Origin of the sequence: Pararhizobium sp. (assembly GCF_035497515.1) — a bacterium.
In the GTDB taxonomy this organism is placed as follows: Bacteria; Pseudomonadota; Alphaproteobacteria; order Rhizobiales; family Rhizobiaceae; genus Pararhizobium.
The window spans coordinates 1-20,973 of record NZ_DATJDJ010000184.1 but is presented as its reverse complement, the minus strand read 5'-3'; the positions used below and the strand labels follow the sequence as shown (position 1 = coordinate 20,973).

Sequence of the window (20,973 nt, the reverse complement as noted above, 5' to 3'; positions counted from 1 at the left end):
GCGGGGCTAGACTGCCGCACCTTCCGGGCGAACCAGTCTAAAGCGAACAACGCGCATTTCGTGACGGCAGACGCTGGATAAAGGAGGGCCGGCAAACGCAGGTTGAGCCCCTCCCGCTTGTGGGGAGGGGTTGGGGAGAGGAAATTCTCGAGCCCAGTCAAAATACCCTCAAACCGCCGCGGCAATCGCAGCCCGAACCGCCGCTTCGTCCATGTCGTGCAGGCCGATGACGACGAGGCGGGTGCGGCGGACTTCGCCGGTGGCCCAGGCACGGTCGAAATACTGGTCGATGCGGCTGCCGACGCCCTGGATCAGCAGGCGCATCGGCTTGCCGGGAACGTCGGCAAAACCCTTGAGGCGCAGCACGTCATGTTCGGCGATGACCGGCTTCAGCTTTTCTATGAAGGCGGCGGGATCGGCGATTGCGCCGAGCTCGACGACGAAGCTGTCGAACTCGTCATGGTCATGCTCCTCGCCTGCCTCATGCTCCATCTCGTGATGGGACTTGCGGTTGGCGATGTCGTTTTCGGTACCGACGCCAAGGCCGAGCAGGACGGCGGCGGAGACTTCGCCGTTCCTGGCTTCGATCATCGCCGGCTTGCGGCTGGTGCGCGAAGAAACCTCGTTGCGCACGAAGGCAAGGCCGGTCGAATCGAGAAGATCGGTCTTGTTGAGGATGATCAGGTCGGCAGCGGTCAACTGATCCTCGAAAAGCTCCTCGATCGGGCTTTCGTGATCGAGATTGTCGTCCTCGACGCGCAACGCATCGACCTTGTCGTGATCATCGGCAAAACGCCCGGCGGCGACGGCGGCGCTATCGACGACGGTGATGACACCATCGACGGTGACCTGGGTACGGATATCCGGCCAATTGAAGGCGGCGATCAGCGGCTGCGGCAAGGCGAGGCCCGAGGTTTCGATGACGATGTGGTCCGGGCGGTTGTCGCGCTCCAAAAGCTTCGTCATGGTCGGGATGAAGTCGTCGGCGACGGTGCAGCAGATGCAGCCATTGGTCAGCTCGATGATATCGTCCTCAGTGCAGGCGTCCGCGCCGCAGCCCTTCAACACGTCGCCATCGACGCCGAGGTCGCCGAACTCGTTGATGATCAGCGCGATACGGCGGCCTTCGGCGTTCTGGAGGATGTTGCGGATCATCGTCGTCTTGCCGGCGCCGAGAAAGCCGGTGATGACGGTTGCCGGGATCTTGCCGTGAGCGGACTTTGCGGTGGTCATGGATCAACCCTTCATTTTCAGCGGCAATCCGGCCGCGATAAAATAGACTTCAGCGGATTTCTCCGCAACGTTCTGGTGCAGCCGGCCGGCATGGTCGCGAAAATCGCGCGCCATCCGGTTTTCCGGCACGATACCCAGCCCGACCTCGTTCGAAACGAATACCAGGCGGGCTTTCGCCTGCGGCAGGTAGGCCGCAAGCCTTTCGAATTCTGTCGCCATGTCGCGGTCTTCCATCATCAGGTTGGTCACCCACAGGGTGAGGCAATCGATGAGAACGATCCGCTCCGGCGCGTCGATCGCCGACAGGCAGGCGACGAGATCGAGCGGCTCCTCATGGGTCACCCAGTCTGGCCCGCGCCTGTCGCGATGCTCGTTTATCCTTGCCTGCATCTCGCCATCCCAGGCCCTCCCGGTCGCGACGTAATGCATGGCGAGACCCGACGTGACGACGAGTTTTTCGGCAAAGGTCGACTTTCCGGAGCGGGCGCCGCCGAGGACCAGCACGGGTCCTGCCAGTCCAGGCCCTGACTGTGTCGATGTCATGAGAGAATCCCGGCTAGGCTGCGGCGGAATGCACGAACATGACAGACGACCACACGGTGGTCGGCAAAAAAATACAGGATATGCCGTTCAGGGAACGGTTCGATGAAGCCATGACAACCTCCGTGCTGGCATCGGGAGTCTCTCTCCCTGGTTCGGGTACGATACCCTTGTGGGTGGCAGGTCTCCTGGCTCACGGCGTCACGTGCCTGAAAGGCACGAACGGGTTCGCCTCGCCTTCCCGGAGTTGATTTCCTTGCGATGAGGTGGACGATTCGTAGATGTAGAGGCGTCCGGCCCCGGCTGATCGCAATGACACTCCAGTGGCTTTTCCGGTTGGACCGTTCCTCCCGCGACCACCCGATGCGGCCCGTCCGGAAGGAGGGTTTTCCCGAATGGCGAACCCTGACCGTTCTACAGTCGCGGGGTCGGCTGCGATAAGGATGCCCGGCTTGGGTCCATCCCGTCACATTCCCATTTACTCCCGACATGCACCGGCATATCGGGAACCATCCAATGATCGATGATTAGGCGCTTGGCTGAACCCTGTCAATCGGAGCCCCCTGCCGGGACATGGTCGAAAATGGCCCTATGCGACAATGCGCCCACCGGGATATCCCCGATCATCATGACATCAATCCGTCGAGCCATTTCGGGTCGAGAACGGTCTCCAGTTCCGCTGCGACATCGTCCAACGCCCGATCGACGGACTGCCGATAGTTGAGACCGCCGTCCTCAATACCAAAACTCCTGAGCAGCGCCGCCCGGTAGGCGTCGCTGGTAAAGAGGCCGTGCAGGTAGGTACCGCTGATCATGCCGTCGGCGGATACGGCGCCGTCGGCACGGCCGTCGATGATCACCGCCGGGCGGGCGCAATCGCTGCCGGTCGTGCGGCCGAGATGGATTTCATAGCCTTCGAGCGCGACGTCATAAACCGTCGAGCGGGCGCTGCTGTTGCGCACGGTCTTTTCCGGCGCCATGACCGTTTCGACCGCCAGCAGGCCCAGGCCCTCGATCTCGCGCACATGGCCCTCGATGCCGTCGGGGTCGGTGACACGCTCGCCGAGCATCTGGTAGCCGCCGCAAATGCCGATGACGCGGCCGCCCCGGCGCGCATGCGCCTGCAAGTCCCGGTCCCAGCCTTGAGCGCGAAAATCCGCGAGGTCGGCGATCGTCGCTTTCGAGCCGGGAATGACCACCAGCCCCGCATCCGCCGGAATGCGGTCGCCGGGGCGCACGAAGACGAGATCGACTTCCGGTTCGGCGGCAAGCGGATCGAGATCGTCGAAATTGGCGATGCGCGACAGAACCGGGACCGCGACCTTCAAGGCCCTGCCGCCGCCGCGCGCCAGCTTCTCCAGAACGACGGAATCCTCTGCCGGCAGGCGGCCGGCACTTTTCAGCCACGGAACGACACCGAAGCAGGGCCAGCCGGTAAACCCGCCGACGGCAGCGATACCATCGTCGAAAAGCGACACGTCGCCCCGGAACTTGTTGATGATATAACCTCTGATCATCGCGCGATCCTCGGCAGGCAGGATCGTGTGCGTGCCGACGAGCGAGGCGATGACGCCGCCGCGATCGATGTCGCCGACCAGCACAACCGGCACGCCGGCACGAGTGGCAAAGCCCATATTGGCGATGTCGCCCGCCCGTAGGTTGATCTCTGCCGGCGATCCCGCCCCTTCGACCACGACCAGATCGGTCCCGGCGCGGATCGTCTCGAAGCTTTCCATCACCGCGCCCATGAGCTTCGGTTTCAGCGCCTGGTAGTCCCGTCCCCTCGCCTGTCCCGCCACCTTGCCCTGGACGACGATCTGGCTGCCCGTCTCCGATTGCGGCTTGAGGAGGACCGGGTTCATATGGACCGAGGACGGGATGCGCGCCGCCATAGATTGCAGCCATTGGGCACGGCCGATCTCGCCACCGTCATCCGAGACGGCGGCATTGTTCGACATATTCTGCGGCTTGAACGGCGCAACCTTCAGGCCGCGATTGGATGCGACACGGCAGAGCCCCGCCACGAGTACCGTTTTTCCGACATCGGAGCCGGTTCCCTGAAGCATGATCGTCTTTGTCATGGCGCATCGTGTAGCATCACGCCCCGCACAGGAAAAGCCATATCTCGCCGCATTTCAGCCGCGTTTTGGCGAGTGCGATCACGCACTGTTTCGCACTGCGGCAAGGCTTGTGCGGCTTTGGTATCGAACTATCCAGAAAGCGACATGGCGTGACAAAAACGCTGGTTGCTTTGCGCCACAGGAAGCGTATATCGGCGCCATCAAACAAGGAGCGAAGGGTCGCTCCACTCCCAAGGTCAAGTCCGATGTTGTTCATCTTCAGCAAGCCAAATTTCGTCCAGATCGCATGGAACTCGGTTGTTCCGGCAAACCAGTCGCGCGAGCGCAACATCGTGATGTCGGCGCCTTTCGGCCCGCTCGGCTTCGTCCGCACACGCAGCGTCGGCTGATACGATCTCCCAGACAGATTATTGAGACCGCGCCTCGCAAGTGGCGCGGTTTTTTTGCGTCCTGATGTGCAAACGGCTGAATTCCCCCTTCAAACGCGAAAACCGCACCAGTCCATTTAAGGACTGTGCGGCTTGCCACAATAGACGCATGGCCACCCCGGCAAACACCCGGAGATCGCTCCAGCCCGGGACGCAGAACCTGATCCGGGTGGGCAACAGGATGCCTGTCGCAGGAAAACAATTAGCTTGAGATGGGTTACCGGATGGTTATCGAGAGCTTAACCAAAGATGAATTCGTCTTTTTTTTCACTTTTTTTCATCGCGACGAAAAAGGCTCCCGACGGCGCATACGGAACAGAATCTGTCTACGACAAAACGGGCCTTCGGGCACCTTTGTGAACCAGCCCTAAAATGCAGCCGCCAAGCGATGCTTTTGCACGAAGTCGTTACCCGCCTCATTAAAATTCAACAGCTTGCGCGTGCGTTTTTGTGCCCTTCAGTGCGCCGCCGGCCACGTTAAGACAATTCCGGAGGTTGATTTCTGCGAAGGAACACTTACGCTGCCTTCAACGGTAAAAAGAGGGATGGCCAGCAACGTGCCTGGCCAAAAAAAATCTGACGCCGTCGCAGCGGGGATGAAAGAATGGCCTTGCCTCCAAGACCCCCGGCCTGCTTCGACCTGAACAATCGGGTTCCCCGGGGGTGCAGTGCCCTGGTCGACCCAAAGATTTATGGCTGCAATAAGACTGGGAGGTCTTAAACATGAAGAAGCTCCTCGCTTCCACCATCATCGCCGCCGGTGTCTACGCACTCGCCGGCTCGGCTTCGGCCGCCGAATGCGGCGAAGTCAGCATCGCGGAAATGAACTGGGCATCGGCCGGCGTTGCCGCGCAAGTGGATAAATTTATCCTTGAAAATGGCTATGGCTGCACCGTCACCCTGGTAACCGGCGACACCATGCCGACCTTCACCTCGATGAACGAAAAGGGCCAGCCGGACATGGCTCCGGAAATGTGGGTCAATGCCGTGCGCACCCCGCTCGACGCCGCCATCAAGGAAGGTCGCCTGATCGAGGCCGCCAAGATCCTCAACGAGGGTGGTGTCGAAGGCTGGTGGATTCCGAAGTTCCTCGCCGACGCTCATCCGGATATCAAGACGGTTCAGGATGCGCTGAAGCACCCCGAACTGTTCCCGGCTCCGGAAGATCCGTCCAAGGCAGCCGTCATCAACTGCCCGTCGGGCTGGAACTGCCAGGTTTCGACCGCAAACCTCTACAAGGCCCTGAAGGCCGAAGATTTAGGCTTCACGCTTGTCGATACCGGCTCGGCTGCCGGCCTCGATGGGTCGATCTCCAACGCCTTCAGCGCACAGAAGGGCTGGCTCGGCTATTACTGGGCTCCGACCGCCATCCTCGGCAAATACGAAATGACGCGCCTGTCGTTCGGCGTCGAGCATGACAAGGCTGATTGGGATGCCTGCACAGCCGTTCCGGACTGCCCGAACCCGAAGGTCAACTCCTACCCGACCTCGGACGTCTTCACGGTCGTCACCAAGGCATTCTCCGAAAAGGCAAGCGTTGCCATGGACTATGTCAAGGCACGCAACTGGGACAACGGCACGGTCAACAAGGTTTTGGCCTGGATGGATGAAAACCAGGGCACCAACGAAGATGCCGCCAAGTACTTCCTGGAAAACTTCCCGGATATGTGGACGAAGTGGGTTGCCCCGGACGTCGCAGAGAAGGTCAAGGCCGCTCTCTAAGCCTTCATGACGGAGGCAGCGGTCCGCAAGGCCCGCTGCTTTTTTGCCTCTGGATATAAGTGCAATGCGCAGAAGCCTGTCCAGGTCGCAAACAACAAAGTGGTTGCGACAGGAACCTGCGAGATTTCCGCCGGGGACGGGAGGTAAGCACCGTTTCCGGCGTTTCATGCCAAAGGCGTGAAGTCGCGACTATTCGCAAATGCGCAACGCATCATCATGCCGGGGTCCGTAGAGACCAGTCAAAAGTCTGCGCTGGAACTGATCGACTCAGTTTGGTGACGCAGCCGGCCTATAAAATTTCCGGTTTAAAAAGGGGAACGACATGGCGTCAGTATGCAGTTTCTTACCAGATCTGCTTTGTAAATTTCCGGCTATCGATGAAACAACCATCCGCGTCGTGCGCAAGAGCGTCGATGACGGCTTCAAGGGACTTGTTCGCGCCTACACCAACGCGATCGATGTCCTGGTTCAGCCGCTCCAGGTATTCTTGAATTTTCTCGAAAATCTTTTCGTCAATTCACCATGGATCGTCATCCTGGCCCTGATGGTCGCGATCGTCTATTACGGCAGCCGCAACATCCGCATCACGATCGGCACCGCCCTGTCGATGGTCGCCATCGGTCTCGTCGGCCTGTGGAACGACACGATGATCACGCTGGCGATGGTTACGGTCTGCACGCTGATCGCCATCCTGATCGGCATTCCGATCGGCATCCTGATGGCACGTTCGGAGCGGGCGCAATCGATCATCAATCCGATTCTCGACGTCATGCAGACGATGCCGAGCTTCGTCTACCTCATCCCCGTCGTCATGATCTTCGGCATCGGCAAGGTGCCGGGCCTGATCGCCGTCGTCATCTATGCAGTACCGCCGATGATCCGCCTGACCAATCTCGGTATCCGGCTCGTCGACAAGGAAGTGCTGGAAGCTGCCGACGCCTTCGGGTCGTCGCAATGGCAACGACTGAAGAACGTGCAGATCCCGCTGGCTCTCCCAACCATCATGGCCGGCATCAACCAGACGATCATGATGTCGCTGGCCATGGTCGTGGTCGCCTCGATGGTCGGCGTCGGCGGTCTCGGCCGCAACGTTCTGCAGGCGATCAACAACCAGTTCTTCACCGTCGGCTTCCTGAACGGCTTCGCGCTCGTTGCGATCGCCATCATTTTTGACCGGACCAGCCAGGCCTACGGCAGGCGGCTGCAGAAGCATTCGGAGGTGATCCATGGCTAGTCATGCAATCGAGGTGAAAAGCCTCTACAAGATCTTCGGCCCGCGCGGACGCGAGTTCGTCGATCAGGTCAAGGCCGGCATGGGCAAGGGTGAACTCAACGAGAAGCACGGCCATGTGCTTGGGCTCCAGGACATCAATATCTCCATGCCCGCCGGTGGCGTCATGGTCGTCATGGGGCTGTCGGGCTCCGGCAAATCGACGCTGATCCGTCACATCAACCGGCTGATCGATCCGACCTCGGGCGAAGTGCTCTATGACGGTGTCGACGTCTGCAAGATGAACGAGAACGACCTTCGCGAGTTCCGCCGCCACAAGACGGCGATGGTGTTCCAGAAGTTCGCGCTTTTGCCGCACCGCACGATTATCGAGAACACGATCTACGGCCTGGAAATCCAGGGCGTTCCGGATGCGGAAAGCCGCAAGCGGGCGCAGGGCTGGATCGAACGCGTCGGGCTCAAGGGGTTTGAAAAACACTACCCCAACCAGCTGTCGGGCGGCATGCAGCAGCGCGTTGGTCTCGCCCGTGCGCTGACCAACGATGCCGACATCCTGCTGATGGACGAGGCCTATTCGGCGCTCGACCCGCTGATCCGCGTCGACATGCAGACTGTTCTGCTCGACCTGCAGAAGGAACTGAAGAAGACCGTGGTGTTCATCACCCACGATCTCGACGAAGCCCTTCGCCTTGGCGACAAGATCGCCATCCTGCGCGACGGCAAGGTGATCCAGCAGGGCACCGGCCAGGAAATCGTCCTGAAGCCGTCGGACGAGTACATCACGGCTTTCGTCAAGGAAGTGAACCGCGGTCGCGTCATCAATGTCGAAACGATCATGAAGCCGCTATCGGGCAATCCGGAAGGCACGCCGATCGTCGTCGGAACGGTGCTCGAAAGCGCCGCCCGCCTGATGACGGTGTCCAACCAAAGCATCGCGCATGTCGTTGACAACAACGGCCGCGCGATCGGCTCGATCGACCTCGGCACGATCATCGCCGCCATGGTCACGCCAATCAGTCATGAAAAGATACCTCAGGCCGCGGAATGATCCGAGGCCGACGCCTATCAGGAAAGCGCCCGGCGACGGGCGCTTTTTTCGTTTGCACAGCGGAATTCACGCGGGATTAACCACGACAGGGCATGGTAACGGAACCGCCCCTAGGCGGTGGCGCGCAGTCTTTTCTTCAATCCGGCCGGTCCCATGCAACGTCACGCTTCGACAGCCTCGCGGGATTATCACCGCCTTGCCGTTCCTCCCCTGCCCGGGGATAGCCTGCTGACGACCCGGATCATGCCGAGCCTCGCCGCCTTCCTGTCCGGCGCCGGCCTCTTTCTGATCGCGCTGACATTGATGCCGTTTCCCAACCCGCACGATACGGAGACGAGCGCGGCCAACGACGGCAACATTATCAACCAGATTGGTTATCTCGGCCTTGGCGGCATCTATCTTTTCGCCATGCTGCTGGTGGTCGACAAGCGGGTTTTGAAGCGGGTGGTGTCGCCAAGCTGGATCGTCATCTTTGCCATCGCCTTCCTGTCCTGCCTGCAATCCTACGACCCGACCGCGTCGGCGCGCGGACTGATGCTCAGCCTGATCGCCATGATTCTCGTCGCCGGCGTCCTGGTCCTGCCGCGCAGCGAGACGGATTTCGTCAATGCCGGGGCAAATGCGATTCTGTTCCTCCTCTTGATCAACTATGCGGCGCTGGTCATCGCCCCGGACAGGGCGATCCATTCGGCGAGCGGTGGAGAGCCCTGGCATGCCGGGTTCTGGAAAGGTCACCTGATCCACAAGAACGTCACGGCACCCGTTTTCTCCGTGCTGTGCATGTTCGGCATCTATTGCTTGCGCGCCGGTGCGACATGGCGCGGAGCGCTCATCGCCCTTCTCGCGGCGAACTTCGTTCTGCACACGGGCTCGAAAACGACGATCGGCTTCCTGCCGCTGGCGATCATGCTGGTGCTCGGCGGCCGCGCCATCGCCAAGCCCGGCTTGATGGTGCTGGCCCATTTCATCTTCACCATCCTCATCTTCTGCCTGACGCTCGGCACAATCTATTCCGACACATTCCTGTCGATCACTTCGATGTTGTTGGAAGATTCGACATTCACCGGCCGCGACGACATCTGGAAATTCGCCAGTGCCAGCCTTCCGCACCATCTGTGGTTCGGGCATGGTTATGCCAGTTTCTGGCTGTCGCCGGTCATCCGTGGAATGGAAGCCAATTTCGAGGCGAACTGGGACGTGCGCGGCATCGTCTCGGGCCACAACAGCTATCTCGATGCCGTGCTGACATTCGGCCTGCCGGGCGGCGTCATCATCATCCTGATGCTGTTCGTCAAGCCCTTCTACGATTATCTGCGCGCGAACCGGCAAGCGCAGAGCCGGCATTTCGCCGATTTCTGCGTCATGGTGATCATCTTCATGACCTATAACGGCATGATGGAGAGCTTCTTCCTCAACCGGGCGGATCCGATGTGGCTTTTGACGGCACTTGCCGTCTTCGGGTTGGGGCTCGTGGCGCGAATGGCCGTACGCGTGCCGCGCTGATCCAAGCCAAGGTTATTGCAATCACATAAGGATATCTTTATATCATTGTATAACTCGTTTGAATCAGGAACTGCCATGACCGTTCACGCCAATCCGCTTTCCGACCTTCTCGCCGAAAAGGGCGTGCTGCTTGCAGACGGCGCCACCGGCACATCGCTGTTCGCGATGGGGCTGGAAGCCGGTGAAGCGCCGGAACTCTGGAACGAAAGCAAGCCGGACAACATCACCAAGCTGCACCAGGATTTCGTCGATGCGGGGGCGGACATCATCCTCACCAATTCGTTCGGCGGCACGCGCCATCGCCTCAAGCTGCATCAGGCGCAGGACCGCGTCTACGATCTCAACAAGCGCGCCGCCGAGATTGCGCGTGCGGTCGCGGACGCCGCACCGCGCAAGGTGATTACGGCGGGTTCCGTCGGCCCGACCGGTGAACTGCTGATTCCGCTCGGTGCGATGAGCTACGAGGACGCCGTCGCCGCCTTCGTCGAACAGATCGAAGGCCTGAAGGATGGCGGCGCGGAAGTTGCCTGGATCGAAACCATGTCGGCCCCCGATGAAATCCGGGCTGCGGCGGAAGCAGCGGTGAAAGTCGGCCTGCCCTACGTCTATACCGGCTCCTTCGACACGGCCGGCAAGACCATGATGGGCCTGCACCCGAAGGACATGTTCGCCGTCGGCCAGGACATCGGCGACGGCCCTGTCGCGACCGGTGCCAATTGCGGCGTCGGCGCTTCCGACATCCTCTCCTCGCTGCTTGACATGACCGCCGCCAATCCGTCGGCAGCCATCATCGTCAAGGGCAATTGCGGCATTCCGGAATTCCGCGGCTCGGAAATCTATTATTCCGGCACACCGCCGCTGATGGCCGACTATGCCCGCCTTGCCCGCGATGCCGGCGCCAAGATCATCGGTGGCTGCTGCGGAACGTCGTGCGAGCATCTGGCCGCGATGCGCGTGGCACTCGACACCTATACGCCGGGCGAACGTCCGTCGGTCGAAACAATCATCCAGCGCATTGGCCCGATGCGCAACAAGACCGCCAATGAAGGCCCCTCGGCACCGGCCCGCGAACGTGGCAGCCGCCGTCGCTGACGAGCGAGAATGAGACATCCGGATAAGATGAACGGCTGGAAGCTTCTTGCTTCCAGCCGTTCATGCATAAACCGAGACCCAATACAGCAAGGCCTGTTCCAGGCCGTTGAAGGGCCCCACGCCAGTTTTGCTCCAGCATCGTCTCTTACAGGACTGACACAAATGGTGTGGGTGAAGTCCGGCATTTCGGTCCCATCCGCCCGCCGCGAAGGACAAAGGAGCACTCATGAACGGCGCCACATTCCCGGACCGCGATTCGGTCGCAGCCAGGCTGTCGACACTCGGCGAGAGCGAGCGATCCTACCTGCTTCTGCTGATGGAAAACGCCGCACAGGATGAAAATCTGGTCGAGGGCCTTTACCGTCACCTCGACCTCGCCGCGGCGTCTCGCCTGCTCAACTCGCTGAAGCTGGAGAAGCTTGGCGAATGGCTGGGCGCCAATGCCCCTGCCCGCCTGCAGATCCGGCTGATGGAAGCCGCGAAATCCGGTCAGCATGCGGCTTACGCAGCCTTCCGGGCCGGGCTCGTGCGGTCCGGCGGACTGGAAAAGGCCTATCCGAAGGCCTGACCCACGATATTCTGCGACAAACGAAACGCTCTCCGTTCACTTTCACGGAGGGCGTTTCGTTTTGAGGACGACCGCGCCTATTCGCCGCCAAGGCTCTTGGCGAGACGGACCAAGTTCAGGAATTCCGCGCGATAGCCATAGGCATCCTCACCGCGCGCGCCAGATGCAAGATCGAGGATCGAGCCGTAGGGATAGGCTGAAGCCGCATCCGTGCCGCGCAGCTTCTGCCCGAAGGCGGCGACTGCGACCGAGAAGCGGATGTCCTGGCTTGCCGCGTCAAGCGATGGCAGGGCATTGGTCTCGGTCACCGGTGTCGTGATCAGCTTGCTGGTATCGCTATCCGGCTGCTTGTAACGGATCTTCAGGAAAGCGAATTCGCCGTTGGCGGCGGCCGGTGTGTCCGCAGCCTCAGCCGGCTTCTTGCCGTAACGAAGATCGTCGTTGAGAACGGCGGGGCTGCCCTTCGGGGTGATCTCGTAGATCGCGGTGACCCGGTGGCCGGAGCCGATATCGCCGGCATCCACCTTGTCATTGTTGAAATCTTGCCGTTTCAGAGCCCGGGTCTCGTAGCCGATCAGCCGGTATTCGGCGACCTGCTGCGGATTGAACTCGACCTGGAACTTGACGTCCTTGGCGATCGGGAAGAGCGCCGAGCCCGCCTCTTCCACCAGCGATTTCTGCGCCTCGGCCAGCGTGTCGATATAGGCGGCCGTGCCATTGCCGTTCTGCGCCAGTGTCTGCATCAGCGCGTCGTTGTAGTTGCCCCGGCCGAAACCGAGCACGGAGAGGAAGATGCCGCTCTTGCGCTTCGCCTCGATCGTGGTCTTCAATTCCTCGTCGCTCGACGGGCCGACGTTGAAATCGCCGTCGGTCGCCAGCATCACCCGGTTGATGCCGCCCTTGACGAAAGCGCGCTGGGCGAGATCATAGGCAGCTTCCAGCCCCTGCGCCCCGGCGGTCGATCCGCCCGGCTGCAGCGTGTCGATCGCCGACAGGATCTTCGCCTTGTCCTTGATCGCCGTCGGCTCCAGCACGACCCCGGCATCACCCGCATAGGTAACGATGGAAACGGTGTCCTCCGGCTTCAGCTTTTCGACCAGAAGGCGGAAGGCGCTTTTGAGGAGCGGCAACTTGTCCTGCTCGTCCATCGAGCCGGAAACATCGATCAGGAAGACGAGATTGGCGCGCGGCGCCGTCGCCGGCGCAACGTCGTAGCCCTTGATCCCCACATGCATCAGCCGCGTATGGGCATTCCACGGCGTCGGCAGGACGGTGACCGTCGCCTTGAACGGCTGTTCCTTGCTCTCCGACCCCGCCCAGTCATAGGGAAAATAATTGATCATCTCCTCGACGCGCACGCTATCGCGATCCGGCATCCGCCCCGCCATCAGCGACTTGCGCACGAACGAATAGGACGCCGTGTCGACATCGGCCGAGAATGTGGAGACCGGATCGGTGGCGACCGATTTGACCGGGTTCGTGTCGGCGGAGGTGAACCGGTCACGATTTTCTTCCGGCTGGGCGATCGTGTCCTGCGGCATCGGGATTGGTGACGGCATGATCTCGGCGACCGAGCCGCCAACCAGCGATTCCGTTGCGACAGTGGAAGGCGGCGCGACAAATTGCATCCGCCGCGCGGGGCTCGCTGCTTCGTCTGCTTCCGATTCCTGTTGCGCCATTCCTGGCGCCGCCTTGCTCGATGCGGCGCCGCCATCCGTCCTGACGTGAGCTGTCGGCTCTGGTAGCGCTTGCGAATCCGCACCTTGGGCAAGCCCGCCGGATGGCTGCGCGACGGTCTTGTTGTCGGCCACCGTATCGGCCTTCGGCTTCGACAGATCTTCCTTCTTTGCCACCTTCGGCCCGTCCTTGCCGGCGACCTCAATCTGCTGCCCCCCCGTATCGACTGGCAACCCGCCTCGCGTCAGTTCGAGCGTGAGGAAGGCGGCGGGAACGACGAGAAGGGTGGCAAGTGCCGAACCTGCGAGAAATTTCCTGTTCATGACGGGGCTCCATAGCCAGTTGATTATGGAGCTTTGACGTCGGGCGCCGGCGGTTCCTTGGGTGGCCTTGGAATTATTTTCGGCATCGTCGAAAGCCTGCATGGCAAGCGCCATGGCGCGTTCGCGTGCGGCCTGCGACGGTGCCGGCGGGGTCATGCTGCCAAGTCTGTTCAGATCGTCGGTCATCACATCGTCTCCCTGCCAAGCAGGATTTTCAAGCGTTTGCGGGCTTCATGCACATGCCAGGACACGGTCGCCTCCGAACATCCCATCACATCGGCCGCCGCGGAATGGGATAGCCCCTCGCCGTAGACGAGCAGCACCGCGTCGCCCTGCTTGTCCGGCAATTGCCGAACCGCCTCCCAGAGCGCCTCCGTCTGGTCGTGATTGTCGTTGGCGGCGCCGCTTGTCGGGTCGGCGAGAAAGTTTGCGGCGTTTCGCCGCTCCCGCGACCGGCTGCGCTGGTGATCGCGGGCCGCATTCAAGGTCAGCGTATAGAGCCAGGTGCGAAACCGGCTGGTGCCGCGAAACCCGCGAATGGCGCTGGCGAGCTTGAGGCAGACCGTCTGGGCGATATCTTCCGCATCGCTGACATTGCCGGACCAACGCCAGGCGACGGCATGCACGAAATCATAGTGACGCTCCATCAGCAGTCCGAAGGCGTTTCGGTCGCCTCGCTGCGCTTTGTCGATCAGATCCTCGTCCAAGTCTTCCGCCCGGATTGATTGCAACTGATATTAAGACGTTCGGTCCCGCCCGATCCTTGGGCCGGGTTTGAAATTATTTTTGGAAGCCCGGCATTTTCCGAGTCACCGCGATGATCGCCCCCATCGGATGGATGCTGTCATAACGATCGAGCCCCGGCGCAAACAGGCTGGAAATCGAGCCATCGAGAAAGAGTGCATTGGCGCAATCGAGCTGATCGCGGAACAGGGTCGCGAAATCATGGAAGCGAACCGGCTCCAGCGAAATGACGAAGGCGACCTTGCCAGCGCTATCCACCCCGACGCCGTTTCGTATCTGCAGGCTGTCGCTCTGCGGCAGGAAGGCCGGATGAAGGGCGCCGTCGATGACCAGCATCGGCCCTGATTGCGTGGCGAAATCCGGATGCGGATCGGCATCCATATAGGCTTCGGTTTCCAGCACGCCCGCCCGGTCTCCTTTCAGAAAAAATACGCCATTGGGCTTCAGGTAGAAATTGCCCCAGCTGTGCCCCCGGTCGATCGGCTTGCGCTCGACGCCATCCGTCACCAACAGGCCGACCGAAGTCAGATCGGATTCGTACATGCCGCCGTTCATGGCGAATTCCAGATATTCCCCCTCCTGCCGAAGATCCCGTGCGAGATTTTCGAAACCGCCATAGGGCAACCCGTCACGGCCGCGGTGGTGGATGCGGATATCGCTCGTCGCGGGATCGAAGCCGCAGACAGCATAATCCTGAGTCAGATGCGTCACCCTGCGGCAGGCGGCAACGGCCGAGTCAGCGAAGGGTAGAAATGCAGCCATGGCCAGCCCGATGCACAGGGAACGAAACATAGTCCACCCTTCTCCAATTTCCCTCGATTTGTCATGCGACAAAAGCGAAATCGGGGCGGAAAATCTACAAAGTCAGGGCAGCCATATGAAAGCGCAGTTGCTCTGCCGAATAGCGATAATCGATACCGACAGGACAGGCATTCCGAGCCAGACAGCCGCCTTGCATGCAGCCCGCTTGTCCGGCCTTGGTTTTCAGATGCGTGCGGCAGGACCTCAACTGGAATCCGGACGATGGGACGGCCTCGGCGGGACACGTCGAGAGACAGGGCTTGTCCGGACAGTGATCACAGGGATGGCGACCCGACAACGGCGAGTGCGCGTCCAGAGGACGGTCAAAGCCCAGCGCGCCGCGATAGCCGTGCCAGAGCCCATAGACCGGGTGGATAAGAATGCCGAGCGGCGAGGCTTTCAGTCCTTCGGCCCGCATCGCCCATTGCTGGAACGGCTGCCAGGGCGGATCGGACGGGAAATAGGCCGTCGCACCGAACAGATGTGCGACCGGCTCGATCACCGCCTTCGACCAGTCATCGAGTGGATTGTCGCCACCCCTGTCCGGCATGACTGCCCGCCAGCGGTCAAACGCCGGCCAGATCGAGCCGCCGACATTCCCCAGCAATACGACGCTGCCGGCAGAGGTCCCGTCCCGCAACAATGGCGCGACATCACCTTCCGAAAAATTGACGACACCGCGCAAAAAAACTCCGTGCGGCGCAAGCGCGGCACGAAGTTCATTCAAGACATCGAAATGGGATGCCACGGGACCGGTCATTTTGGTTTCGGTCCCTGCCTGTCATAATGTGGGCGCCAGACTTCCTTCTGGATGAAGTCTGCTACCTGCGCCGCTCCGCCTTGCTCCCTGGCTTGTTCGGGCTCTCTTCAAGTGAAGGCGTCGGGCATCGAATCCTTCTTCCTGGCGATGAAGTCGAGAAGGGCAGCGTCAATGGCGGCGTCGAGCGGCGGGCGCTCGTAATGTTCGAGCCAGCTGCGGGCCAGCGCGTTGGCACGCTGCTCGACACGCTTTTCACCTTCGATTTCCCATTGTTCGAAGGAATTGTTGTCGGCGAGAGCCGAACGATAGAAGGCTGTCTGGAAGTTCGCCTGGGTATGGGCGCAGCCGAGATAATGGCTGCCAGGGCCGACTTCACGGATCGCGTCAAGCGCCTGGGCGCTTTCCGAGAGATCGATGCCTTCAGCCATTTTCTGCATCATGCCGAGTTGATCCTGGTCGATCATGAACTTTTCGTAGGACGATACCAGACCGCCCTCCAGCCAGCCGGCGGCGTGCAGGACAAAATTGGTGCCGGCGAGCAGCGTCATGTTCAGCGTGTTGGCCGATTCATGGGCTGCCTGCGCATCCGGAACCTTGGAGCCACAGAGCGAACCACCGGTACGGAACGGCAGGCCGAGACGGCGGGCAAGCTGGGCCGCACCGTAGGACACCAGCGACGGCTCCGGTGTCCCGAAAGTCGGAGCACCCGACTGCATCGAGATCGAGGCGGCGAACGTACCGAACAGGACGGGTGCGCCCTTGCGGATGAGCTGGGTAAAGGACGCACCGGCGAGCACTTCAGCGAGGATCTGCGTCAGCGTGCCGGTGACCGTCACCGGGCTCATGGCGCCGGACAGGATAAAGGGAGACACCACGCAGGCCTGGTTGTGGCGGGCATAGACCTTCAGCGCGCCGAGCATGGTCTCGTCAAACACCATCGGCGAATTGGCGTTGATCAGGTTCAGCGTCACGCAGTTGTTTTCGACGAAATCATCGCCGAAGACGAGCTTGGCCATGGCGATCGTGTCTTCGGCACGCTCGGGCGCGGTGACCGAGCCCATGAACGGCTTGTCGGAATATTTGATGTGGCTGTAGACCATGTCGAGATGGCGCTTGTTGACCGGCACATCGACCGGTTCGCAGACCGTGCCGCCAGACGAATGCATCGACGGCGCCATATAGGCGAGTTTCACGAAATTGCGAAAATCCTCGATCGTCGCATAGCGGCGCACGCCTTCGAGGTCACGCACGAAGGGAGGGCCATAGACCGGCGCAAACACGGTTGCCTTTCCGCCGATATGGACATTGCGCTCGGGATTGCGCGCATGCCAGGTGAATTCCTTCGGCGCGGTCTTCAGCAGTTCACGGCAGAGACCCTTGGGAAAATGCACGCGCTGGCCGCGCACGTCGGCGCCCGCCTGCTTCCATAGTTCCAGTGCTTCGGCGTCGTCGCGGAACTCGATGCCGATTTCTTCCAGGATGATGTCGGCATTGGCCTCGATCAGCGCCAGGCCTTCCTCGTCCAGCACTTCATATTCGCGAATCCTGCGGGTGATATTGGGCAAGGAAGGTGCAGCACCGCCACCGGTGCGTGAGGCGCGCCGTGCAGCGGCGCCCCGGCCTTCGCCACGCGAACGGCGGCCACCGGTCTCTTCCGTCTGTTCCGTCAACTCAGTCATGTCTTATCCTCTCCCGCGCCTCGTCTGCGCAATGCTGGACCTATGCTAGCAAGCCTTCGCATCCGAACGGTTCTCAATGCGCCAACGGGTGGCGCAACTCGAACACGATTGCCTTCATGCGACGCCAACGCAATGTTCCGCCCGCGACGCTCATCGGCGCGCTCCCTGTTCCACGCCGACCCGATAGCATATCTTCGTCCCGGAACGGCATATAATCTATTGTTTTTGCTACTGCATAACTAGAGCGTTACAGCGACCTTCGCGCGTCATATTTGACGCACGGCGCTGTAAGACCACTTGGCGCGATCGCATGACCGTCGTTTTTCATCGCATGCGACGTCGCTTTCGAAAAGAGCTTTTGGAAACAACAAAGCTAAGTATAGTGCGTGCGTCGGGAGGCATAGACCTGACACCGCCTGGAACCGAGGAAACCTATCATGGCAGACGACGAAATCATTCTCGAGGATCTTTCCGACGACGAGCTCGTGCAGCAGATGCACGACGACCTCTATGACGGCTTGAAGGAAGAGATCGAGGATGGCACGAACATCCTCTTGAAGCGTGGCTGGGCACCGTACGACGTGCTGACACAGGCGCTGGTCGAGGGCATGCGCATCGTCGGCGTCGATTTCCGCGATGGCATCCTGTTCGTTCCGGAAGTTCTTCTCTCCGCCAACGCGATGAAGGCTGGCATGTCCATCCTGCGGCCGCTGCTTGCCGCCACCGGCGCGCCGAAGCAGGGCAAGGTCGTGATCGGCACCGTCAAGGGCGACATCCATGACATCGGCAAGAACCTCGTCGGCATGATGATGGAAGGCGCCGGTTTCGACGTCATCGATCTGGGTATCAACAACCCGGTCGAAAACTATCTGGACGCCATCGAACGCGAAAAGCCCGATATCCTCGGCATGTCCGCGCTTCTGACGACAACCATGCCTTACATGAAGGTCGTGATCGACACGATGAAAGAGAAGGGCATGCGCGACGACTATATCGTTCTGGTTGGCGGCGCGCCCCTGAATGAGGAGTTCGGCAAGGCCGTCGGTGCCGACGCCTATTGCCGCGACGCCGCCGTAGCCGTTGAAACGGCCAAGGAATACATGACGCGCAAGCACAACCAGCTGTCCGGCGCCTGATCCAACGAATTTGGGCATAGAAAACCGGCTGCGCTGATGAAACGCGGGGCCGGTTTTCTTATATGTTGGAAAAGCCGTCAGTTGGCGGCGCGATCGACCTTGCGGCCGGCATCCTGCGTTGCGTCCACCGTGTTGGCTGCATCCTGGCCCATGCCGCGAATGGTGTTGCCGCAAGAGGCGAGTGTCGTGATCGAGAACAGAACGATACCGATCGTGGCGATTGTCTTTGCTGTCATGGACTGGATTCCTTACACTTTTGACGGGTAGATTGACGTGGAAGAAAGATCTTCGGCTATGGAACGCGCGAAAGCAGAAAAAGTTCACATCATCGGTTGTGGCGCCATCGCCCGCGAAATCCTTGCCGTCTGTGAGGTCAACAAGCTCGGCCACATCGACCTGACCTGTCTTCCCGCCATCTGGCACAACACGCCGGACAAGATCACGCCTGGCCTGAAGGCGGCGATCGACAAGGCCCGCGCCGAAGGATTTGGCCGCATCTTCGTCGCCTATGCCGATTGCGGCACCGGCGGCCTGCTCGACAAGCTCTGTGAAGAGGAAAAGGTGGAACGGATCGCCGGGCCGCACTGTTTTTCCTTCTTCGCCGGCAACGATGCCTTCCAGGCCGGCTGGGACGACGATTTCACCTCGTTTTTCCTGACCGACTTCCTCGCCCGCCAATTCGAGGCCTTCGTGATCGAACCGCTCGGCCTCGACAGGCATCCGGAACTGCGTGACATGTATTTCGGCCATTACAAAAAGCTCGTTTATCTCTCGCAGGTCGAGGATGAAAAGCTGCAGGAAAAAGCGAAGAAGGCGGCGCAAACGCTTGGTCTTGAATACCAATACCGTTTCACCGGCTATGGCGATCTGACACCGGCGCTGCTGCAGGCGTAGTCGGCCGCAAGCAACGATCTGTTAGCCTTGAGCCCAGTTTGCTCCGACAGGCGCATTTGATTAAGCCCATCGTAAGGGCTCAGCCCCACACTCCGTCCTACAAACATAACAAAAGGACGACGGGGATGACGGACACTTTCGCGGCGGGGATTTCACCGGCAACGGCGGCACACGCGCATCCGCAGCAGCTTTCACAGCTTCTGCGCAACCTCGCCCTTAATGCCGGTCCGAAAATCACGCTCCGCGATCTCGCCGTCGCCATGGAGGACCGCTCCTTCGGCGCCTTTCTCGTCGTCTTCGCCCTGCCCAATCTCATTCCGCTGCCGCCGGGCGCCACCTTCATCCTTGGCCTGCCACTGATCTTCGTTGCCTGGCAGATGTTCGCCTCGCGCCGCCCCCGCATCTGGCTGCCCAGGCGCATGGGCGACTACGCCTTCGAAAACGCCACATTCTTCGTTTTCGTCAACCGCATCTCGCCCTGGCTCCAGCGTGCCGAAACGCTGGTCCGGCCCCGTGCCTGGTTTCTTGGCAGCCGGCTTGCCGAACGCCTGGTCGGGCTCCTTGCGCTGATCCTCGCCATCGTCATCTTCCTGCCAATTCCTTTCGGCAACTGGCTGCCCGCTTTCGCACTCGCCGTCATCGGCTTTGCCCATACGGAGCGGGACGGATTGGGTCTTGCTGCCGGCGCCCTGATCGGTATCGTCTCGCTTGCCGTCGCAGGCGCAGTGGTGCTGGCCGCCGGCGCGCTCCTGACCTTTATTTTCTAGGGCCGGAACAGTGTCGAGCATGACGCCAGCCGCCAACAAAATAATCCTCGTCGTCACCGCCGGCGGCAGAAATCCGCAGATCCTCATCAATGCCGTGGCAGCGCGCTTTGGCGACGTCGCCGTGTTGCAGGAACAGCAGGAATCCAAAGCCACCTTCGTCAAGCGACGCGCCCGCAAGCTCGGCTGGATCACCGCCATCGGGCAATTGGCGACGATGATCGCCTCACGGCTGGGCAAGCGGTTTACAGAGCAACGCGCCGACGACATCATCCGCGACTACGGCGTGAGCGACCGCATCGCCCCGTCAATCCCGACGACATCCATCGAATCGATCAACAGCCAGCAGGCGATCCGGCACATTCACGCCCTCCTGCCGTCCGTCATCCTTCTCGTCAGTTGCCGCATGTTGTCGCCGGCGACACTGGCCGCCATGCCCTGCCCCGTCATCAATTTCCATGCCGGCATCAACCCGCAATATCGCGGCCTGATGGGTGGTTACTGGGCGCGGGTCGAGGACGACGAAGAGAATTTCGGCGCGACCGTGCATCTCGTCGATGCCGGCGTGGATACCGGCGGCATTCTCTATCAGACACGCATGAAACCGTCGAAAAGCGACACGATGCACACCTATCCGCTGCTGCAGACGGCGGCCTCCACCGATATCGTCGTCAAGGCCGTCGACGACGCCCTCTCCGGAGCGCTCAAACCGTTGACGACAAACGGCACTTCGCGACAGTGGTATCATC

At 60.8% G+C, this 20,973-nt stretch carries 20 protein-coding genes and 1 riboswitch; of the genes, 11 read left to right on the top strand and 9 right to left on the bottom strand.

Annotation, left to right across the window (positions count from 1 at the left end):
- Nucleotides 1–168: 168 nt before the first annotated feature.
- The 3 genes from cobW to VL202_RS19890 all read right to left on the bottom strand — a co-directional run bounded on the left by cobW (nucleotide 169) and on the right by VL202_RS19890 (nucleotide 3,854).
- Nucleotides 169–1,233 (bottom strand): cobalamin biosynthesis protein CobW, encoded by a 1,065-nt coding sequence (gene cobW / locus VL202_RS19900; RefSeq protein WP_325465815.1) that lies wholly within the window; start codon nucleotides 1,231–1,233, stop codon nucleotides 169–171.
- A 3-nt stretch (nucleotides 1,234–1,236) separates the two neighbouring features.
- On the bottom strand, nucleotides 1,237–1,776 hold the full coding sequence (gene cobU, locus VL202_RS19895; RefSeq protein WP_325465814.1) for a bifunctional adenosylcobinamide kinase/adenosylcobinamide-phosphate guanylyltransferase: 540 nt from the start codon (nucleotides 1,774–1,776) through the stop codon (nucleotides 1,237–1,239).
- Between the two features lie 158 nt (nucleotides 1,777–1,934).
- Nucleotides 1,935–2,302, bottom strand: a riboswitch (cobalamin riboswitch).
- Between the two features lie 97 nt (nucleotides 2,303–2,399).
- Complete coding sequence (locus VL202_RS19890; protein ID WP_325465813.1) at nucleotides 2,400–3,854, bottom strand: cobyric acid synthase; 1,455 nt, start codon at nucleotides 3,852–3,854, stop codon at nucleotides 2,400–2,402.
- Between the two features lie 245 nt (nucleotides 3,855–4,099).
- Between VL202_RS19890 and VL202_RS19885 the strand changes: the two genes are divergently transcribed.
- The 7 genes from VL202_RS19885 to VL202_RS19855 all read left to right on the top strand — a co-directional run bounded on the left by VL202_RS19885 (nucleotide 4,100) and on the right by VL202_RS19855 (nucleotide 11,446).
- Nucleotides 4,100–4,243 (top strand): hypothetical protein, encoded by a 144-nt coding sequence (locus VL202_RS19885; RefSeq protein WP_325465812.1) that lies wholly within the window; start codon nucleotides 4,100–4,102, stop codon nucleotides 4,241–4,243.
- Nucleotides 4,244–5,005: 762 nt separating this feature from the next.
- Entirely contained in the window at nucleotides 5,006–6,004 is a 999-nt protein-coding gene (locus tag VL202_RS19880; RefSeq protein WP_325465811.1) for an ABC transporter substrate-binding protein, read from the top strand.
- Nucleotides 6,005–6,326: 322 nt separating this feature from the next.
- Nucleotides 6,327–7,238, top strand: a complete 912-nt coding sequence (locus VL202_RS19875; RefSeq protein ID WP_325465810.1) for a proline/glycine betaine ABC transporter permease — start codon at nucleotides 6,327–6,329, stop codon at nucleotides 7,236–7,238.
- Nucleotides 7,231–8,283: a glycine betaine/L-proline ABC transporter ATP-binding protein gene (locus tag VL202_RS19870; RefSeq protein WP_325465809.1), complete on the top strand. Its 1,053-nt coding sequence runs from the start codon at nucleotides 7,231–7,233 to the stop codon at nucleotides 8,281–8,283. Before VL202_RS19875 ends, VL202_RS19870 begins: the two co-directional genes overlap by 8 nt.
- A gap of 153 nt (nucleotides 8,284–8,436) precedes the next feature.
- The gene (locus VL202_RS19865) at nucleotides 8,437–9,786 is read left to right on the top strand and encodes an O-antigen ligase (protein WP_325465808.1); all 1,350 of its coding nucleotides are present in this window, start codon (nucleotides 8,437–8,439) and stop codon (nucleotides 9,784–9,786) included.
- Between the two features lie 75 nt (nucleotides 9,787–9,861).
- Nucleotides 9,862–10,878, top strand: a complete 1,017-nt coding sequence (gene bmt / locus VL202_RS19860) for a betaine--homocysteine S-methyltransferase (protein ID WP_325465807.1) — start codon at nucleotides 9,862–9,864, stop codon at nucleotides 10,876–10,878.
- A 226-nt stretch (nucleotides 10,879–11,104) separates the two neighbouring features.
- Nucleotides 11,105–11,446, top strand: a complete 342-nt coding sequence (locus VL202_RS19855) for a hypothetical protein (protein ID WP_325465806.1) — start codon at nucleotides 11,105–11,107, stop codon at nucleotides 11,444–11,446.
- 77 nt (nucleotides 11,447–11,523) lie between these two features.
- Here the strand turns inward: VL202_RS19855 and VL202_RS19850 are convergent, their stop codons facing one another.
- From VL202_RS19850 to VL202_RS19830, 5 genes are all read right to left on the bottom strand, one after another.
- The gene (locus VL202_RS19850; protein ID WP_325465805.1) at nucleotides 11,524–13,632 is read right to left on the bottom strand and encodes a VWA domain-containing protein; all 2,109 of its coding nucleotides are present in this window, start codon (nucleotides 13,630–13,632) and stop codon (nucleotides 11,524–11,526) included.
- Nucleotides 13,632–14,153, bottom strand: a complete 522-nt coding sequence (locus VL202_RS19845) for an RNA polymerase sigma factor (RefSeq protein ID WP_325465804.1) — start codon at nucleotides 14,151–14,153, stop codon at nucleotides 13,632–13,634. The genes VL202_RS19850 and VL202_RS19845 overlap by 1 nt, the downstream gene beginning before the upstream one ends.
- Before the next feature lie 73 nt (nucleotides 14,154–14,226).
- Nucleotides 14,227–14,982, bottom strand: coding sequence for a phosphodiester glycosidase family protein (locus VL202_RS19840; protein WP_325465803.1), 756 nt, complete (start codon nucleotides 14,980–14,982; stop codon nucleotides 14,227–14,229).
- Between the two features lie 64 nt (nucleotides 14,983–15,046).
- Nucleotides 15,047–15,751, bottom strand: a complete 705-nt coding sequence (locus VL202_RS19835; protein ID WP_325465802.1) for a ferredoxin — start codon at nucleotides 15,749–15,751, stop codon at nucleotides 15,047–15,049.
- A gap of 107 nt (nucleotides 15,752–15,858) precedes the next feature.
- Nucleotides 15,859–17,430 (bottom strand): trimethylamine methyltransferase family protein, encoded by a 1,572-nt coding sequence (locus VL202_RS19830; RefSeq protein ID WP_325465801.1) that lies wholly within the window; start codon nucleotides 17,428–17,430, stop codon nucleotides 15,859–15,861.
- Between the two features lie 437 nt (nucleotides 17,431–17,867).
- Between VL202_RS19830 and VL202_RS19825 the strand changes: the two genes are divergently transcribed.
- Nucleotides 17,868–18,566 carry a B12-binding domain-containing protein gene (locus tag VL202_RS19825; RefSeq protein WP_325465800.1) on the top strand — a complete coding sequence of 233 codons (699 nt, stop codon included), beginning with the start codon at nucleotides 17,868–17,870 and terminating at the stop codon, nucleotides 18,564–18,566.
- Nucleotides 18,567–18,643: 77 nt separating this feature from the next.
- Here the strand turns inward: VL202_RS19825 and VL202_RS19820 are convergent, their stop codons facing one another.
- The gene (locus VL202_RS19820) at nucleotides 18,644–18,802 is read right to left on the bottom strand and encodes an entericidin (protein ID WP_325465799.1); all 159 of its coding nucleotides are present in this window, start codon (nucleotides 18,800–18,802) and stop codon (nucleotides 18,644–18,646) included.
- A 37-nt stretch (nucleotides 18,803–18,839) separates the two neighbouring features.
- Between VL202_RS19820 and VL202_RS19815 the strand changes: the two genes are divergently transcribed.
- The 3 genes from VL202_RS19815 to VL202_RS19805 form a co-directional block, all read left to right on the top strand.
- Nucleotides 18,840–19,460 carry a DUF1638 domain-containing protein gene (locus VL202_RS19815; protein ID WP_325465798.1) on the top strand — a complete coding sequence of 207 codons (621 nt, stop codon included), beginning with the start codon at nucleotides 18,840–18,842 and terminating at the stop codon, nucleotides 19,458–19,460.
- A 125-nt stretch (nucleotides 19,461–19,585) separates the two neighbouring features.
- A complete protein-coding gene (locus VL202_RS19810) occupies nucleotides 19,586–20,227 on the top strand; it encodes an exopolysaccharide biosynthesis protein (protein WP_325465797.1) in 642 nt (213 codons plus the stop codon).
- A gap of 19 nt (nucleotides 20,228–20,246) precedes the next feature.
- Nucleotides 20,247–20,973, top strand: a 727-nt coding sequence (locus tag VL202_RS19805) for a formyl transferase (protein WP_325465796.1), incomplete at its 3' end; no start/stop codon positions are given.

Coding starts and splice junctions, on each gene's coding strand:
- cobW (WP_325465815.1), bottom strand. CDS start 1,233: ATGACCACCGCAAAGTCCGCTCACGGCAAGATCCCGGCAACCGTCATC.
- cobU (WP_325465814.1), bottom strand. CDS start 1,776: ATGACATCGACACAGTCAGGGCCTGGACTGGCAGGACCCGTGCTGGTC.
- VL202_RS19890 (WP_325465813.1), bottom strand. CDS start 3,854: ATGACAAAGACGATCATGCTTCAGGGAACCGGCTCCGATGTCGGAAAA.
- VL202_RS19885 (WP_325465812.1), top strand. CDS start 4,100: ATGTTGTTCATCTTCAGCAAGCCAAATTTCGTCCAGATCGCATGGAAC.
- VL202_RS19880 (WP_325465811.1), top strand. CDS start 5,006: ATGAAGAAGCTCCTCGCTTCCACCATCATCGCCGCCGGTGTCTACGCA.
- VL202_RS19875 (WP_325465810.1), top strand. CDS start 6,327: ATGGCGTCAGTATGCAGTTTCTTACCAGATCTGCTTTGTAAATTTCCG.
- VL202_RS19870 (WP_325465809.1), top strand. CDS start 7,231: ATGGCTAGTCATGCAATCGAGGTGAAAAGCCTCTACAAGATCTTCGGC.
- VL202_RS19865 (WP_325465808.1), top strand. CDS start 8,437: ATGCAACGTCACGCTTCGACAGCCTCGCGGGATTATCACCGCCTTGCC.
- bmt (WP_325465807.1), top strand. CDS start 9,862: ATGACCGTTCACGCCAATCCGCTTTCCGACCTTCTCGCCGAAAAGGGC.
- VL202_RS19855 (WP_325465806.1), top strand. CDS start 11,105: ATGAACGGCGCCACATTCCCGGACCGCGATTCGGTCGCAGCCAGGCTG.
- VL202_RS19850 (WP_325465805.1), bottom strand. CDS start 13,632: ATGACCGACGATCTGAACAGACTTGGCAGCATGACCCCGCCGGCACCG.
- VL202_RS19840 (WP_325465803.1), bottom strand. CDS start 14,982: ATGTTTCGTTCCCTGTGCATCGGGCTGGCCATGGCTGCATTTCTACCC.
- VL202_RS19835 (WP_325465802.1), bottom strand. CDS start 15,751: ATGACCGGTCCCGTGGCATCCCATTTCGATGTCTTGAATGAACTTCGT.
- VL202_RS19830 (WP_325465801.1), bottom strand. CDS start 17,430: ATGACTGAGTTGACGGAACAGACGGAAGAGACCGGTGGCCGCCGTTCG.
- VL202_RS19825 (WP_325465800.1), top strand. CDS start 17,868: ATGGCAGACGACGAAATCATTCTCGAGGATCTTTCCGACGACGAGCTC.
- VL202_RS19820 (WP_325465799.1), bottom strand. CDS start 18,802: ATGACAGCAAAGACAATCGCCACGATCGGTATCGTTCTGTTCTCGATC.
- VL202_RS19810 (WP_325465797.1), top strand. CDS start 19,586: ATGACGGACACTTTCGCGGCGGGGATTTCACCGGCAACGGCGGCACAC.